This window comes from Sphingobacterium sp. lm-10 (assembly GCF_023554555.1).
Lineage (GTDB): Bacteria > Bacteroidota > Bacteroidia > Sphingobacteriales > Sphingobacteriaceae > Sphingobacterium.
Window position 1 is genome coordinate 147869 of sequence record NZ_JAMJWC010000001.1, and the last position, 17286, is coordinate 165154.

At 42.7% G+C, this 17286-nt stretch carries 14 protein-coding genes; 8 read left to right on the forward strand and 6 right to left on the reverse strand.

What is annotated here, in order from left to right; translation table 11 throughout:
* Nucleotides 1–142: 142 nt before the first annotated feature.
* The 6 genes from M8998_RS00620 to M8998_RS00645 all read left to right on the forward strand — a co-directional run bounded on the left by M8998_RS00620 (nucleotide 143) and on the right by M8998_RS00645 (nucleotide 6914).
* Complete coding sequence (locus M8998_RS00620; RefSeq protein WP_249990045.1) at nucleotides 143–1084, forward strand: tryptophan 2,3-dioxygenase family protein; 942 nt, start codon at nucleotides 143–145, stop codon at nucleotides 1082–1084.
* A gap of 24 nt (nucleotides 1085–1108) precedes the next feature.
* Nucleotides 1109–1732 (forward strand): SGNH/GDSL hydrolase family protein, encoded by a 624-nt coding sequence (locus M8998_RS00625; protein WP_249990046.1) that lies wholly within the window; start codon nucleotides 1109–1111, stop codon nucleotides 1730–1732.
* A 142-nt stretch (nucleotides 1733–1874) separates the two neighbouring features.
* Nucleotides 1875–2219 (forward strand): helix-turn-helix domain-containing protein, encoded by a 345-nt coding sequence (locus M8998_RS00630; RefSeq protein ID WP_249990047.1) that lies wholly within the window; start codon nucleotides 1875–1877, stop codon nucleotides 2217–2219.
* Nucleotides 2213–3103 carry a type II toxin-antitoxin system HipA family toxin gene (locus M8998_RS00635; RefSeq protein WP_249990048.1) on the forward strand — a complete coding sequence of 297 codons (891 nt, stop codon included), beginning with the start codon at nucleotides 2213–2215 and terminating at the stop codon, nucleotides 3101–3103. The genes M8998_RS00630 and M8998_RS00635 overlap by 7 nt, the downstream gene beginning before the upstream one ends.
* A 189-nt stretch (nucleotides 3104–3292) precedes the next feature.
* The gene (locus M8998_RS00640; protein ID WP_249990049.1) at nucleotides 3293–4372 is read left to right on the forward strand and encodes a family 43 glycosylhydrolase; all 1080 of its coding nucleotides are present in this window, start codon (nucleotides 3293–3295) and stop codon (nucleotides 4370–4372) included.
* 61 nt (nucleotides 4373–4433) lie between these two features.
* Nucleotides 4434–6914 carry a glutaminase family protein gene (locus M8998_RS00645; RefSeq protein ID WP_249990050.1) on the forward strand — a complete coding sequence of 827 codons (2481 nt, stop codon included), beginning with the start codon at nucleotides 4434–4436 and terminating at the stop codon, nucleotides 6912–6914.
* Between the two features lie 90 nt (nucleotides 6915–7004).
* On the opposite strand, the gene M8998_RS00650 is transcribed toward M8998_RS00645, so the two are convergent.
* From M8998_RS00650 to M8998_RS00675, 6 genes are all read right to left on the reverse strand, one after another.
* Nucleotides 7005–8165 (reverse strand): DUF4998 domain-containing protein, encoded by a 1161-nt coding sequence (locus M8998_RS00650; protein ID WP_249990051.1) that lies wholly within the window; start codon nucleotides 8163–8165, stop codon nucleotides 7005–7007.
* A gap of 46 nt (nucleotides 8166–8211) precedes the next feature.
* On the reverse strand, nucleotides 8212–9414 hold the full coding sequence (locus tag M8998_RS00655; RefSeq protein WP_249990052.1) for a DUF5000 domain-containing lipoprotein: 1203 nt from the start codon (nucleotides 9412–9414) through the stop codon (nucleotides 8212–8214).
* 36 nt (nucleotides 9415–9450) lie between these two features.
* Complete coding sequence (locus M8998_RS00660; protein ID WP_249990053.1) at nucleotides 9451–11403, reverse strand: RagB/SusD family nutrient uptake outer membrane protein; 1953 nt, start codon at nucleotides 11401–11403, stop codon at nucleotides 9451–9453.
* 34 nt (nucleotides 11404–11437) lie between these two features.
* Entirely contained in the window at nucleotides 11438–14770 is a 3333-nt protein-coding gene (locus M8998_RS00665; RefSeq protein WP_249990054.1) for a SusC/RagA family TonB-linked outer membrane protein, read from the reverse strand.
* Between the two features lie 583 nt (nucleotides 14771–15353).
* Nucleotides 15354–15755, reverse strand: coding sequence for an NUDIX hydrolase (locus tag M8998_RS00670; protein WP_249990055.1), 402 nt, complete (start codon nucleotides 15753–15755; stop codon nucleotides 15354–15356).
* 91 nt (nucleotides 15756–15846) lie between these two features.
* On the reverse strand, nucleotides 15847–16236 hold the full coding sequence (locus M8998_RS00675; protein ID WP_249990056.1) for a DUF1398 domain-containing protein: 390 nt from the start codon (nucleotides 16234–16236) through the stop codon (nucleotides 15847–15849).
* Nucleotides 16237–16660: 424 nt separating this feature from the next.
* Between M8998_RS00675 and M8998_RS00680 the strand changes: the two genes are divergently transcribed.
* Together M8998_RS00680 and M8998_RS00685 are read left to right on the forward strand one after the other, a co-directional pair.
* Nucleotides 16661–16819, forward strand: coding sequence for a type II toxin-antitoxin system HicA family toxin (locus M8998_RS00680; protein WP_249990057.1), 159 nt, complete (start codon nucleotides 16661–16663; stop codon nucleotides 16817–16819).
* A 57-nt stretch (nucleotides 16820–16876) separates the two neighbouring features.
* Nucleotides 16877–17278 (forward strand): type II toxin-antitoxin system HicB family antitoxin, encoded by a 402-nt coding sequence (locus tag M8998_RS00685; protein WP_249990058.1) that lies wholly within the window; start codon nucleotides 16877–16879, stop codon nucleotides 17276–17278.
* Nucleotides 17279–17286: the final 8 nt, after the last annotated feature.

A 17286-nucleotide genomic window follows, 5' to 3' on the forward strand; every position in this document is an offset into this window, starting at 1 on the left:
TAAGAAGTTTTTCTGTTCATAATCAATTCTCAAAATAGGTGTACTCACAGTAGGTGGGCCTGCGGCTACTCGGAAAAATGCCTAGTAACCATCAATTCATGTGTAAGCTAAAAAGTAGATCAAATCACAAAAAGTGAAAACTATGAATAATATCAACGACCCGAAAGTGCATTACCTTCTCCATATGCTTCATGAAAAGTATGAAGAAGATGGGCAAGATCTTGTGACACATTTAGAGGGGTTTTTATATTCTAATTACGTAACCTATTGGGATTATATTCACCTGGATACGTTGTTAAGCATCCAAATTCCTAGAACTCACATTCAGGATGAGCATATATTTATTACGTATCACCAGATAACAGAACTTTATTTTAAGCTTATCATTGCAGAATTAGAGCAATTAATTGAAGAAGGGTTAGTCGACGATGAATTTATAATTACGAAACTCAAACGCGTAAACTGCTATTTTGAGCAACTCGTCAACTCTTTTGAAGTGATGCTGAAAGGACTGGATAGGAATCAATTTCTGAAATTTCGCCTGGCGCTGTTGCCTTCGAGCGGTTTTCAATCCTTCCAATTCAGAGAAATAGAGATACTGTCTACGGAATTTAAAAATTTAGTAGAAGAGCCTTTTAAAAATCATGATGAGGCGGCCGAAGAAAGTGTAGAAGTGATCTACGAAAAATTATATTGGAGAAAAGGAGGTGTCGAGCCGAACAGTGATAAAAAAGTACTCGGTCTTGTCCAGTTTGAAGAGAAATACAAGCATTTGATTATAGAAAAGGCGGCCAAATATCATAAAAAAAATATTGCGTATTTGTGGAAGAATAGACCTAATAAGGTATTGAATGAAGAATTAATTGGTGAAATGCGAAAGTTTGATGCAAACGCTAATTTGAAATGGCCATTGGTACATTACAGATCTGCGGCTAAACACTTGTCAAAAAACTCGGAGACTGTCACCTCTACAGGAGGCACCAACTGGAAAAAATATTTGTCTCCTAAAATTCGACGATTGATGTATTTTCCGGATCTATGGAATCCAGAAGAAAAGGAAAACTGGGGTGAAAACACGTTTTAAAACAGGATCTTTTGTTGAATGGAAATGAAAAATAAGACCTACAGGTATCTAGCATTAGGAGATTCGTATACTATTGGCGAAGCGGTGACGGAAAGAGAATCATTTCCATATCAATTGACCGCGCTGTTGAAAGATCATGATGTTCCGGTAGAGAGTGTAAAGATCATTGCTAAAACAGGGTGGACAACCAGCGATCTCATTGCTGCTATTGAAAGTGAAGAAACAGATCACACATACGATTTTGTGACGCTATTAATTGGTGTAAACAATCAATATCAAGCGAAATCGAAGACGCAATACCGCGAAGAGCTTCAGCAACTAATTTTTAAATCGATTGCCTTTGTTAATGGCAGAAAGGATAGGGTTTTTGTACTTTCCATTCCAGATTATGGTGTCACTGATTTTGCCAAGGAAAAAAATCTTGTTTTGCAGATCAGTGATGACATTGACGCCTACAATAACATTGTTAGAGAAGAAGCGAGCAGAGAAGGAGTGCTATTTGTGGATATCACCCCTAAATCAAGATTAGCAACATCAGATCAGACATTGACCGCGTCAGATACCTTACACCCATCTGCAAAAATGTACGCTTTATGGAATGAAATCTTACTTCCAAATATTGTACAAACTTTGAGTAAATCGAGTTAGATAAATGTATTTTTGAATTAAATATCATTCAATATGTCATTTTATTATTATCATTGAATGATATTTAATTCATTTTTTTATATCGCATGAAATTAGTATATTTGAATGATATATTATGCAATACTATTTATTTTCATATAAAATGAATGATTTATCATACACAAATTCTTTAAGTGATGCAGCGCTTCTCCAGCAAGTAGGTGAATTCATCAAAACACGTAGAGTAGCGCAAAATCTTTCGCAGGATGAAGTGGCCGAGCGAGCGGCAATAAGCCGATCAACATTAAGTTTACTGGAGAGGGGTGAAAATATCGCGCTAAGAAATTTACTCAAAATCCTGCGCGTACTTGATGCTTTATATGTTCTCGAACAATTTAAAGTCGTAAATCAAATCAGTCCTATGCTATTGGCAAAGGAGGACGAAAAGAAACGCAAAAGAGCTTACCGTACCAATACGCAACGCGATAAAGATGATTGGGAATGGTAAAAACCGCCTTTGTAAAACTACGGGGCAAACGAATTGCTGCAGTTGCCTGGGATGAAAAGCAGCAGCTTGGTTTTTTTGAGTACGACAAAAGGTTTGCCGCAGGAAAACTGGAAGTGGCACCTATCAAGATGCCTTTGTCTTCAAGTATCTATTCTTTTTCAGAATTACGCAATACCTCCACCTTTAAAGGTCTTCCGGGACTATTGGCAGATAGTTTACCAGACAGATATGGAAATGAACTGATTAATATCTGGCTTGCGCGCAACGGAAGGCCAGAAAATTCATTAAACCCAGTAGAACTGCTTTGTTTCATTGGTAGCCGAGGTATGGGCGCACTAGAATTTGAGCCGACTACGCTGTCACGGGCAAACAGTTCACACACCATAGCGTTGTCCAGTTTAATTGACACCACTATTAAGCTATTGGAAAGTAAAGAGCATTTTGAAACCCATACGGATCATGACATGCAGGACGTATTGCTCGATGTACTGAAGATGGGTACTTCGGCGGGTGGAGCCAGACCGAAAGCGATTATTGCGTACAATGAAACTGCTCGTAACTGTGATGACCATACTAAGAATTTTGCATTCATCATGGAACAGGATGGGAAATGGAAATTAGCGCCAGCTTACGATATATGCTATGCCTATCGCCCTGAAAGCGATTGGGTAAGCCAACACAACCTCAGTATAAACGGTAAAAGGAAGGATTTTGTAAAAAGTGATCTTTTGACTATGGCAAAGCAGAATTCTATCCGTAATCCAGAAGCTATTATTACTGAGGTAATGGAGATCGTAAATAAATGGCCGAAATATGCTAAAACATACCACGTGGAAGAAAAGTTGGCAAAAGCGATAGATAGTACATTGATAAGAGCTATCTAGTAAAATCATTTTGCTAAAACCTTTTATGAATCAATTTGGATAGTTTATGAACTAAATAGATAGATTCCTGTGATCTATTATTTCCAAATTTGTTTTAGATAGCTATCTAGAACTAATCCGCATGCACGCGTAATACCTGCGCAAGCACTGCGACCATTATAAATTGAGTTAATTCTTGTACAGATGTTTGTGAATTTTTCGAAAGTTTCCTTCAGAATTGTGGTAGGTGCTTTGCTACTGTCGTGTTCCAGTTACGCTACTCGTGTTGGGTCAAGGGCTATTACCAATCAAGATTCTTCGCTTACCTATGCCAATCCTGTTTTTGAACCCATTTTGGCAGACCCTACCGTTTTTCGTGATCCATCTACTGGCGTATTTTACGCCTATGGCACCCAAGATAATTGGGGAGATGGACAAGGAAGTAGATTGGTGCCCATTTTGCAATCTTCCGATCTGATACATTGGCGCTCCGTTGGAAACGCACTGCGTGAAAAACCAAATTGGAAGTCGAAAGGTGGCATTTGGGCACCAGATGTGGTACAGGTATACCATCAGTATCATCTATATTATGCCTATTCTACTTGGGGCGATCCCAACCCAGGTATAGGAGTTGCTGTGGCAAAAACGCCAGAAGGCCCATTTACCGATCAGGGTAAGTTATTTGATAGTAAAAGTATTGACGTACCGAATTCCATCGACCCCTTTTACTATGAAGATCAAGGCAAAAAATATGTGTTTTGGGGGAGCTTTAGCGATGCGCCCACGCAAGGGACTTTTGGGGTAGAATTGACAGATGATGGTTTGGACATCGCAGCAGATGCTGAAAAATTTAAACTGGCAGCAGGAGATTTTGAAGCCGTCATTATTCATAAAAGAAATGATTATTACTATTTCATCGGGTCAAAAGGTAGTTGTTGCGAAGGGAAAAAAAGTACGTACCGCGTACTGGTTGGTCGTTCCAGCACTTTAAAGGGGCCTTACCTGGATAAACAGGGGAGAGATATTGCTGAACGTGGAAATGGTACCTTGCTGCTCAAAGGCAACTCCAGATTTGTAGGTACTGGCCACAACTCGCGTATCATCACGGACGACAATGAACAAGACTGGATGCTTTATCACGGGATAGATACGCAGAATGATCGGGTAGCCAGTGGTACCTCCCGACGTGTATTGATGCTCGACGCGATTAGCTGGAAGGATGAGTGGCCGTCCGTTGCAGGCGATACCGCTAGTTTTGCGCCGCAAGCAGCGCCCTATTTTAAAAAATAACCAAATGTAATTCGGGGAGACAGTTAAATCTAGCTGTGCTTTCCTAAAACTAACATGCTATATGATTAAACGTTTTTTTACCGGACTTCTTCTGGCCACGATGGCCATCTCTTGTTCAAAGCAGCCTTCTTCTGTAAAAAGTGATTTACGGGCGCCAGCTTACCCTTTGATTACCATTGATCCAAACACAAGTGGCTGGTCGTACACGGATGAATTGTACGGCTCTACGGTAAAGCACTGGACAGAACGACCTTTTCCATTGCTGGGCGTGCTAAAAGTAGGAGATGAGATTTATCGATTTATGGGTACCGAGGAAGTGGAAGTCTTTCCATTATTGCCCATGGGAGAAGATACGCCTTGGGCGGGTCAATTTACTACCAAAATGCCATCAGGAGATTGGTTTTCGAAAGATTTCAATGATCAGGGTTGGCAGTCTGGTAAAGGCGCTTTTGGAACGCCGGATAGCGAGCCATCTTCCAAGACAGCATGGAACGAAGAAAAGATATGGGTACGTCGACCATTTCAACTAAATGAAGATCTAAAAGGTAAAACGGTTTACCTAGAGTATTCCCATGATGATGATGTAGTGCTCTATCTGGATGCCGAAGAGTTGGTCAATAGTGGGCCAGCAACCGCTAAAAATAAGCGTTACAAGCTAACACCAGAGCAAGCCGCAAAATTGACCAAAGGCGAGCATCTTATTGCAGGATATTGTCACAATACCGGAGGCAATGCTTTTTTTGATGTGGGTTTAGTCGTGGAGAAAGACATCCCTGCATCATTTGCCAAAACGGCACAACAAATTTCGGTAGATGTACAGGCTATGCAGACGCATTATACTTTTCGCTGTGGCGATGTGGATTTGAAAGTCACCTTTACCGCACCTTTGTTTTTAGATGATCTACACCTGCTTTCCAGACCAATTAATTACATTTCGTACGACATCAAGAGTGACCAGCCTCGTGACATATCCATTTATCTGGAAGCTGCACCCAATTGGGCGTTGAATCTTCCATCGCAAGCGTCCACCTCGTCGACCAGTAAAAATGGAAATTTGCTCATCGCAAAAACCGGAAGTGCTCAGCAGCCGGTCTTGCAGCGTAGCGGCGATCATATCAATATAGATTGGGGCTATTTTTACCTGGCAGGAAGTGATCAGAACGGAAGTGTGGGTGCCGGCGAAAGTAGGGCTTTGCGTCAGGCATTTGCTGCTGGCAACGATATTTCTCAAGTCAGTGGGGCAAGCACCGACGGTCATCAAAATATTGCTTATACAAAGTCGTTCCAAGTTGATGGCGAACATCACGATCATATTATGGTGGGCTACGACGATGTCTATTCCATTCAGTACTTTGGAGAAAACCTACGGGGATATTGGAATAAGGATGGAAAAAATACGATAGAGGCTGAATTTGCAAAAGCAGATCAGGAATACGCAGCGCTGCGTAAAAGAGCGGATGCTTTTGATGCTGATTTTATGCAAGAATATACGTCCACAGGTGGTAAAGAATATGCCGAACTGTGTGCGCTGGCCTATCGTCAATCTATTGCTGCGCACAAATTAGTAGAAGCACCCAATGGTGATCTGATGTTTCTTTCAAAAGAAAACGATAGTAATGGGTCTATCGGTACAGTGGATGTTACCTATCCATCCGCACCACTATTTTTATACTATAATCCAGAACTAGCGAAGGGTCTGTTGAATTTTATTTTTGCCTATAGTGAAAGCGGAAAATGGACTAAGCCATTCGCGGCGCACGACGTGGGCACCTACCCACTAGCCAATGGACAAACCTATGGCGGCGATATGCCCATAGAGGAATCTGGGAATATGCTGATTCTGACCTATGCTATCGCGCGTATGGAAGAGCATGCAAAGTATGCGGAAAAGCATTGGGATGTGTTGACGACTTGGACCGACTATCTGATAGAAAATGGTTTGGATCCAGACAACCAATTGTGTACGGATGATTTTGCCGGACATTTTGCACATAATGCAAACCTGTCTATCAAAGCCATCGTAGGCATTGGATCCTACGCGAAATTAGCGGCCATGTTAGACAAGAAAGATGTCGCAGAGAAGTATGAGAGGATTGCGAAGGATATGGCTACAAAATGGAAAAACATGGCTAATGACGGTGATCATTACCGGCTGACTTTTGATAAGTCGGGTACCTGGAGCCAAAAGTATAATTTGGTATGGGATAAATTGTTTGATATGGACTTGTTTGATAAAGATATCATCGATACAGAGATCGCCTATTACTTAACCAAGCAAAATGAATATGGCCTCCCGTTAGACAACCGCGAAACCTATACGAAGACCGACTGGATTTGTTGGACGGCTACGATGGCGGATGATAAAGCTACTTTCGAGCAGTTTGTAAAACCGGTGCATCATTTTATGAACACCTGTACTACCCGTACACCGATGTCTGACTGGGTATTTACAGATAAACCAGAGAGAAGAGGCTTTAAAGCACGTTCTGTAGTGGGTGGTTATTTTATCAAGATGCTTGAGCAGAAGATTGCTGCGCAGTAATAGCGTATTAAATACAATTAAACGTAAAAAGGAGCGGCTCCGATACCAATTTGGTATCGGAGCCGCTCCTTTTTAAATAGTGAGGGTCACTTAATTTGTGAACACGTTTTTAAACGTTCCGGCTAAAGCCAAGCCTGGCTGTTGTTGGGAATCGTGTCCATTTAACGGAATGATTTTAAAATACCGGAAGGTGAGCGCCTCCGGTAGGTCAAAATATTGCTTGGTACGATCTACAGCAACAAGTCTGATCAGCGTGGCCACCTCCCAATTTTGATTGTCGTTGCTCACCTGTACTTCCATATCTCGTATTTTACGATCTCCATTTTTCTGTGCGAACATAAATCCGTTCACTTGCAAGGGTTCACCCATATCGATCGTCACCCAATGATTTGGATAGGTGGTCGCGTTATTAGAAAATCGAGCGATCCAAAAGGTGTCATCGCGTCCATCAATCAAACGAGCCGCTAATCGGCTGTTATTCGGCTCTTCCGAGCTGAATCCTGCTATGGACCATGTGGTATAAGGGTATTCTTCTCTATCTGGTGGAAGCAATTCCCGTGTTCTTAATGCTACTGGATGCGCATAGAAAGTATCTATAGCCAAAGGGCTGGGTTTATACAAATTGCGGTAGTTAAACGTGCCCGTAATATCAATTTCTGGTAGCAATGTTTGATTGCTGTTGGGCGGTATAAATACCTCTACGCTATCACCTGTAAGATTCGGGTAGCGTAAGACCGTGCCTAACAACGTAGTATCGGCAGTTTCTACGAACCAATTGAGTACAATCTCATCATCAGGAGTATATTCCAAGTTATTTACAATCCGGTTGTTGAGATTGTTGATGTAGCTTCGACCATATACACGTCCGAATATTTCTGAGCGCATAGATTGATTGCCTTCCTGGTCGAAGGTGCGAATATCGAAGGTATAAATGCCTTCTGCTACCTCTGGAATCACAATTTCCTTGTATCCAGCAATTTCAGTGGGCAGCACCGGAACTTCGTAGGTGTTTCCTTGACCCCAGGATACGCGCAGTTTTACCACCCGAGCATCGGTGCTTATTCGAGCGCGAATGCCTGCTCGACGGTCGCCCGGCTTAAATTGGATAGAATCTATTCGGCCAGGATAAATGCGCTCGCCATCCGATAAGTAGTCGCTATAAAAATGATCTACAGGAGTACATTGCGTAAGCAAAAGCATCCCCAAAAAGGTGATAAACACCGCTAATAGTTGAATATGAAGTCGTTTCATGTGTTTTAAAAGCTAATAATACAGTCCATTATTTAAATGAAGGACACTAATTGACCGTGCCAAAAAAGGTAAATTCTCCCAGCGATACATCCGAATTTCCACCCCAGGTATCCAGTGTGCGCCAACGCCAGTAGCGGTATGGTTCTTCTTGAAATTCGATATCAAACTCTTCGCCTGCTCTCGCGTAGTTAATGTCATCATTGGTGCTTTCACCCAAAGGAAGGCCGGAGGGCTTGACTGAATTATAGGTGCCCACCAGTGTCCATGAATCCCAACTGCCATCAGGATCAGGATTATTTGATCCCCATAATTCAAACATCTTCGGATGGTTAAATTGGTATTCGTAATTCAATCTGGAGTACATGAGAAACCGGCTCAAATTTGCCGCCACACCCATGTCAAATGAAAAATGCTGAGGAATACCTGTTCCCGGCGCGGTATGGAAGATGGTGCTGGATACGCGATCATTCCCATCCCACAAAACCGAGGGAGTACGGAATCCGGTATGCGCCTGCCAGGTATCGGTCGGTAAATTGTATTCCCGAAAGCGAGACTTATCCATCATCACTTCGTGCAATGGTAGAAAGTTAGCTCGAATGGTATCGGACGTGTTATTCCATCGGTCGGTTACAAAAATGCCAAATTCTCGTTCCTGCGCCGCAAAGCCCCGTACATTAAGCACTCCAGCACCAAGACGAGTGTAAAAGTCTCTTGCTGTTTGCCATTGACCCTGGTCGTTTCGAGAAATAATATGAATGGCTAAAGGGGTTTCCGTCGCATTTTCGAATAACAGGCGGATTCCACCAAAAGTTGCTGTGATATTTCCCTCTTCCCGCAACTTCTCCAAGGTCTGCAGGTAAGTGGGCGTCAATGCCGTAATAGCGATCGCTGTAGCATCAGACTCTACATCACCCACACCCACGGCCACCAATTTTACCTGATAATCGCCTGCTTTGGCGAAGCCATCTACTAATATGCTGTTGTTGTAAATGGATGCCTTATTTTCACGGACACGGCCGTCGGCCATGCTGTATACCGCTTTTACGTAACGTAAATCCGGATGATTGGGCAATTCGTAACGGATCACGGCGCCGCCCGGTACGCTTGTTACAGTATAGGAGGTAATCGCGCCAGGTTTCTCACCTTGCCGGAATGATCCGGGTATAAGGTCTTCGGCGCAGCCCGTCAATAGGAGTAGAAGCGGGCATAGCAAAAGAGGTGTTTTTATAGTATTAAAATAATGTCTCATATCTTATGGTTAAATGTGAATCATTTTGATTGATGCTTACCAGAGTGGGGATTGCAACAATTTGTCATTTCGACGTAGTTCATTAATACTGATCGGCCAGAAATAGTCGCGTTGCGTAAATGTTCTGGTAAACATGACGACTCTTCTATAATAGGTCTGTGCCGTGTTCTGTCGGATATCCCATCCATATATTGGTGTATTAAGTACTTCCTGCGCTGTTTTCCATCTTCGTAAATCCCAGAATCGTTGTGATTCAAATGCTAATTCTATCGTGCGTTCGCGGTGAATGATTTCTCGTAGACCCTCTTGGCTATTAGGCTTGTTGGGATTAATAGAATAGTCGGACCAGGATTCTATAACACCACGTAAGCCACTGCGTTCACGTAGTGCATCGAGGTATTGAAAAATCTCCGCAGAAGGGCCATTCACCTCATTTAATGCTTCTGCATACAGCAAGTACAGATTGCCCAGGCGCATCATCACATAAGGATAGGTATAGGTGCTAAATGCTTGACCATCTCCGATTACATTGAAATAACTAACCAGTTTTTTAGGCGTGTACCCCGTGCCTGAATACCGTGTAGGCGAATTTGTCGCCGCAGCATTTCCACCGGGTCTGGCATTGATAGCATAAGCCAATATGTCGTCTGTGTGATTATTCATAAAATAACGACCTCCGTCAAAAGAAAGGGAGCCATAGAATCGATCTTCCCGATCGAAATGCATACCTACCGTAGTATGGCCGGGAATCAAATCATATTGATAAGGAGAACTCCCCAGAGGAACAGTTCTCAGTTCAAAACGCCCGGCATAGTTGTAGGTGTAGTCCTCCTCGATAGGTACCCCATTTTTGCTGTAAAATGCTAGAGCAATATTAATAGTCGGTGCCATAAAGCCGCCTGTTTGTTGGTTGGTGATGCGGGCAGGATCAATACTTCGAGGCATGTAGGCGTGTCCTTGGTGAGATTGATTAGCCGTACTGCGGTTATTCACCCAAAGCGATTCCGGATTGTTTGATCGCTCAGTAACGGCCTGTCGGATACTCATCTGATGGATAGTGCTTTGCTGCGGTCGGGTAATCATGGTGGTAGGGGGTATCCATTTGTACAATGATTTTCCGGCGGCTTGAGCCGTCTCGATCGCTTCCCGACATGCGGTGGCTGCTGCTTGCCACTTCTCCATACTGAGTGCCGCATTAAATAATGGCTGGTTGTCGGCATTTGTGTAGCTCACATAGTCTGAATTACCATTGAAGAGTGGGCTGGCCGCAGTGACCAATATTTCGGCCTTCATGGCCTTGGCCACAATTTGTGTGACCCGTCCGTTTTCCTGTACTGGCTGCATCACATCGACCATCAGATCTGGCATGGCACCATCTATCTTGCTCACGATGTATGCAAAAACTTCATCGATCGATTGCCTTTCAAAATTTACATTGTTGGGGTCTTCGAATACAGCCGTATTCTCTTCAACGATTGGAATCGGACCATACATCCGTAGTAGATAATAATGAAAATAGGCTTTTAAAAAGGTGACTTCTGCAGCCCAGCGCTTAATTTCCATTTCATCCATATCACGCACGTTGTAGATGTTTTCCAAAAAGATATTGCAGTCACGAATACCTCGCCACAGACGGATGTGATCATCGCTACTTCCACCTTGATTATTTCCATCCCAGTAGTTGAGTAGCGGGCTATTGGTGTTTTGCGCACCCATCGCAATGTACCAGTTAGGATAATCGCTCTGAGAATAGTTGCTCATGGAGTTCAGCCAGAACTCATCTCCGGATAGGAGTGCGGGGTTTCGCTGTAAATCATTCCCTCTGGGAATATAACTGTAACAGGTAAAGAGGTACCGCTCGGCCATAGCGCGCATGGAGAAGGCTTGTTCCAGTTCGGCAATATTGTCGGGCACGATATCCATATACTTATTGCAGCTGCCGAGCAGAAGTGCTACGACGGCCAATCCTATATTTAAAATTCGTTTCATGTGCTTATTTTTTAATTTAATCAGCATTTTTAGGTTACAAGGTGAGTAATAAGCCTAAGTTAAATACGCGTTGCAGCGGATACCTTAAGCCAGAGTCGCCCATCTCCGGATCCCACAAATCAAAAGCAGAAACACTAAACAGATTGCTCCCGCTAGCATAGATTCTAAATTGATCTATCTTGAAGCGACGTGTAAAATCTTTATTCAACGTATAAGCCAATTCCACTTGCTTTAATCGTAGAAAGGCGCCATTCCGCATCCAGTGTGTACTGCTAATGACATTGTTTTCCAATGGATTTTGGCTCAGTCTTGGCCATAGTGCATAGACATTTCGATCGTCTTCCGACCAATGGCTATCTGCCCAGGCTTGTAACACTGCATTGGGTGATGTTTGGCTACCGAAAGGGGCGGCCCCATTGACATTGTTGTCATTCGGAGCTCGTAAGCGAGGGTTTATGAAGAGCGATGTTCTACCCATTCCGCTGAAGAAGAAAGAAAACTCAAAGCTTTTATAGCCCGACGTGAGACCAAAACCATAGTTTATCTGTGGCACGGTCGGAAAGCCAATAGGTAGCTCATCATTTGCATTGACAATGCCATCCCCATTCACGTCGAGGTACTTAATGTCTCCTCCCATCACTACACCCCCGAAAGATTGTTCCGGACTATTATAGACCTCCTCGTCGTCGATAAAAAGACGCTCTGCTATATATCCGCGACGTTGATTAACATCCGTGCCAATGCGACTTAGGTAAGCATGATCAAAGGTGGGCTCTTCATAATACAGGTATTCACCTTTTGCGAAGGTGAATGTACCGCGACCTTGAAACCACAGGTTTTGATTCACGCTGTGGTTGTAGACTAGCTCTGCATCAAATCCCTGACTCTTGTATTTCCCCAGATTGGCGAGCACGGGAGCTGCTAGTCCCATCGAAGAAGGGAGCGCTGCCCGCTCCTGTACAATGTCGGATCGAATCTGGCGAAATGCGTCGCCTGTGAAGGTCAATTTTCCATTTAAGAATCCCAGATCTACCCCGAGATTGGTTTGCTGGGATACCTCCCAACTTACATACGGATTGGCGTAGCGATTAATAGACACGCCATTGCGATGGTAATTTTCTTCTCCCGCATTCACGCCGAAGTTGAATCGTCGTAAATTGTCGTTGAGATTTACTTGCGATAGGTAGAAAAAGCGGCTATTGTGAATATTGTCATTCCCCACTAAACCATGGGTAAAGCGAATCCGTGCCGTATTGATCACATCTTGCAGCGGTTCCATAAATTTTTCGTTGTGCACGGTCCATGCGATACCTGCTGATGGGAAGAATCCCCATCGGTGATTGGGTGCAAATACTTCAGAACCATTGTATCCAAAAGAAAATTGTGCATGGTATCGGTTGTCGTATGCATAGGTGAACGATCCTGCAAAACTTACATTTCTATAAGGAAGGGTATTGATCACATTGCCACTTTGATCTCTGGGTAGCGTAATACGATTTCGTATCGTATTGATTACCATTCCAGTAACTACATGCTCATCGTTGAAGGTGCGGTTGTAGTTAAGCGCATTTTCCATGTAGAAAAGTGATTCCTGTCCTCGACCATTATCACTGAAATCCAGGTATTCCGTACCTGTTAAGGGGTTGAGGTTGAAAAAGGTGTAGGCGCCTGTATTGGGATCTATGCCCTGTGGTGAGTAATAAAAAGGATTATACTGTCTGCGATATTCCATGTAAGCGCTTCTGGATGCGTTGGCGAGTCCTCTGTAGCTGAAACCTTCGATCCATTTAGAGAAATCCTGCCTTAGTTCTACCTGTACCTGCATATTGCTTTGCGACCATTCTGAATAGCCCCTTACTATTTCAGCATAGGGATTGAGGTAGGAACTGCCACTGCCATCATCATAATTTCCGAATAGAGGATGACTGATGTAGGCTTGCTGGGGACCGGCTTCGTACACGGGCAAAAACAAGGTTGGATTCGCTCTTAGTGCATTCCGAAATGAAGAACTGCCGCCTTCCGGCGGTCCGCTGTAATTTCGATAGTTAGCGATTGTGCGCACCATCAGTTGCGTCGAATTTGTCACGTTTACTTCAATATTACTACGCAGGTTGTACACCTTGAAATCAACGTTATTATTGAAGTTGTTAATTGGATTGACGCGAATGAGTCCATTATCCTGCGTTAGGTTGCCGCTCACCATGTAACGCGCAAGCTGCCCGCCTCCCCGAATATTAATGTTATAATTTTGCGTATGCGTACTGGGCTTAGTCACCTCGTCGAGCCAATTCACCGCTGGGTAATTGATGGGGTCATCTCCGGCTGCTGTACGCGCTATTTTTTCGTCGGTATAAGGCGTGATAGCCAACGGATCTCGCGTCAGAATTGCTTCATTGTTCATACGCATGAATGTCACCGGATCGGCGATTTTGGTCATCTGTGTTGGTGTAGATACACGTTGTTCTGCGCGGAACGTGATTTTTGGACGACCTTCGGTACCCAATTTTGTGGTGACCAAAATAACACCGTTGGCGCCACGCGATCCGTATACCGCTGATGCGGTCGCATCGCGTAAGATCGAAAAGCTGGCGATATCGTCTACCGGAATTCTGGCCAGATCATCGGTGGTGACTTCCATATTGTCTATAAGAATCAGCGGTCGGCTATTGACGCCGAAGGTGCCGACGCCCCGAATAAAAAAGTCGGCATTGTCCAAGCCAGGCTCGCCACTTCTTTGGAAAGAAATCATCCCTGCCACGCGACCCTGCATAGCACCGGTAAGGTTGCTGCTTGGCATGCGTAATTCTTCTGGGTTGATGGAGCTAACAGAGCTAATCAGATCCGTCTTCCTTTGCCTTTGCCCAAATGCCGTGACAACTGTTTCCTCTACCACAAAGCCACTTTCTACTAATACCACATCGATCACCTCCCGGCCTGTTGCGTTGATTTCTCGCGATTCGTAACCAATAGTGGCAAAGATCAGTGTCGAGTTTGCCGGAACTTTTAGAATGTAGCGACCATTGAGGTCGGTGGTGGTGCCAATACTGGGTTTATTTTTTACCGTTACAGAAACGCCGGGGAGCAATACGCCAGAGCTATCTCGTACACTACCGCGCACTTCTTGATCTTGTTGCAGACTTACGATGTCTCTTGCATCTGCTATGATAGACATAGATCGATTATCCGTCGTTATGTGCTCTTTAGTTTCAACTACGTGCGCTGTCCAGATTTCAACATCGGTATCGATTGTTTTACTCGGATGTTCTCGGGCTTGCGTGTTGGCGATACCGGGTGGATAGCCCAGTAAGATTATGCCGATTTTAAGCAACCATAAATTATAGGTTCTGTTTAATCTGTTTTCCATCATAATTATTATTTAGTTAGATTTTATAACTTATCGACCAATTCCACTTGTGCAATACAAGCTTAATGGCAGTGGTTAGCAATTATGTGGCATACCATATTTTAGCGCAAAAGGATTCCCTGCTCAAAAAAATGCTTTTTTTAAGCTTGAATACAGAATGTTGTGTTTTAAGATAAGTGGTTCAGGACAACAGCCTTTTTTATCTCTTAAATCAGTTTTTCTGAGTATTGCTAATGCATATAATTAGGACCACGGTATGCTGCTGAATAATCCTATGACGATTTTGTGCTAAGAAGTACGTTGAGTTTATAAGTTGGTTAGATATTATTCAACAATTCAAATTTCATCATTGTGTTGACGATAAAATTTACAGTACGTCTCAATAAATTGTTAAATCGTCTCAATATCAGAACTATAACGTTTGCGTAATGGAGAAGATGCTTTTCTGTTTCAGCAAAATGGAGGTGTTGATCAGGAAATATTAACTTGGAAAGAATTCTCCAGCTTCCACTGCTATATATTACAGGGGAATGCTTGTGTGATATGATGGTATGCAGGAATAGTGTTGTAAGAATGGCTATAAATACTATTGGATCAAGTCCATCTCTTTTAGTTTATCCATGATCAGGTGATCAACTGCAGAAGTTTTCAATTTATCTTGAAAGGTTATCCACTCGAAGCTTTCGATCTCATTGGACGGTAGGAGTGTGCCTTCAAAGTCAGCGAAATAACAACGCATACTAACTATTACTTTCTCCTCATGTCCATCTGCCTGAGCTTCAAAGACACCAAAAAACTTGACTGTACTTTCTATTATTTGTACATCCAGTTCTTCTTTTATTTCGCGTGTCAGGCAGGCCAAGTCCGATTCATTCCCTTCTCTTTTACCGCCTGGGAAATAAAGGGTAGTTTTATTCTTCGAACGAGTCGTAAGCACCTGTTTATCTCGTAAACACAGCAGCGCAACTTTGTCAATTACTTTTGTCATCTCTTAAAAGCTATATTTCAAACATTTCCATCAGCACATCATAAATAGCATTTTTTACAGGAGTGTCTATCATCACTATTTTTGCAGTAAGCTACTGTGGAATTTGTTCGGTCAGGATTTCATTTTTCTTGGTATCAAAATAGGTGCAGGTCATCTTTTCTATGTCAACGATCCATTTTTCAATTCCGGTTTCTGCACACATACTTATAAAGGTTAGGTAGTCTGTTTTCCCTTGCTGGTGAGCGACTAGCTGTGCTTTAAATTCTTCGCTATGTACTACAGGAGCAATCGTTAAAGGTTCATACTTCTCTGGTACTTTTGCCATGTGGTCGTTTTCTCCAAAAAACAAGATATGTCCATTATTTACATAGGCTTCGTAATGAGTAACCCCTAATGCTTTAATTTCGCTAACATAAGTGGAGAAATCAGCACCTGATTTTACCTTGCTGTGGGCGGTTTGAAGTTGTGCTACCGTAAACATATTTTTGAATCCGATTTATCTGGTTAAAAAAATCTGAGAATATATAAATATAAGATTTCCGTTTTAAAAACGATTTAGAAAAGGTCTTAAACGACAAATCCCTTTATATCTTGTTGATATAAAGGGATTTGTACAGGGGGCGTTGCAATGTCGACCTTTTTGGAAATATTCAACAAGCTATCTATTGGGGTAATCGCAGTAGACTTCTCCAAAGAAGTCGCTATGATTGTATTGCTAATATTAGAAAGGCAGCTTGACAAGTATTTTATGACTCTCGTTCAATACTATGACTACAGTCTCTATTGAAAAGTAAAAATAATTTATGTAATTAGTAGTAAATATACTACCTTTGTGTTGTGGAGTTAGAGGTGTGTATGGCGATTTAAGGCATAAATTTTCCAGACACATTTAAACTAATTTTTTTATGAAATCAAGTGAATTCCACAGATTTTTGCGAAAGAATGGCTGGAACCATATCTGCACTAGTGGATCTCACTACATTTATGAGAAAGATGGGAGGACTTATCCCATTCCCTATCATGGTAGTAAGGAAATTGGAGAGGGTCTTCGCAAAAAATCATGAAGGATCTGGGGCGTAAATAAGCTCCAGGTTCTCATGAAAGCTAAAAGGGACAACATTATGAAAACCTTGAAAATCATCATTGAGCGCAGTGCCGATATGTTCAGTGCTTATGCAGAGAATGCCGAAGGCATCTATGGCGGAGGAGATACGGTCGAAGAAGCAAAACAATCCATTTTGGGGGCTATTGATATTATCAAAGAGGAGTTTACACCAGAAAATATCCCGGCTACACTAAAAGGTGATTATAAAATTATTTATCATTTTGATGTGGAAAGCCTTTTAAACTACTATAAAGGAATCTTTACCAACTCTGCTTTGGAGAAGATTACTGGTATAAACCAACGCCAACTACAGCATTACTCTTCTGGGCTAAAAAAGCCTCGTCAACCTCAACTGAAAAAAATTGAGGAAGGGCTTCATCGACTTGCTGCTGAATTACAGGCGCTGGAGTTGGTGTAGGTATCTTG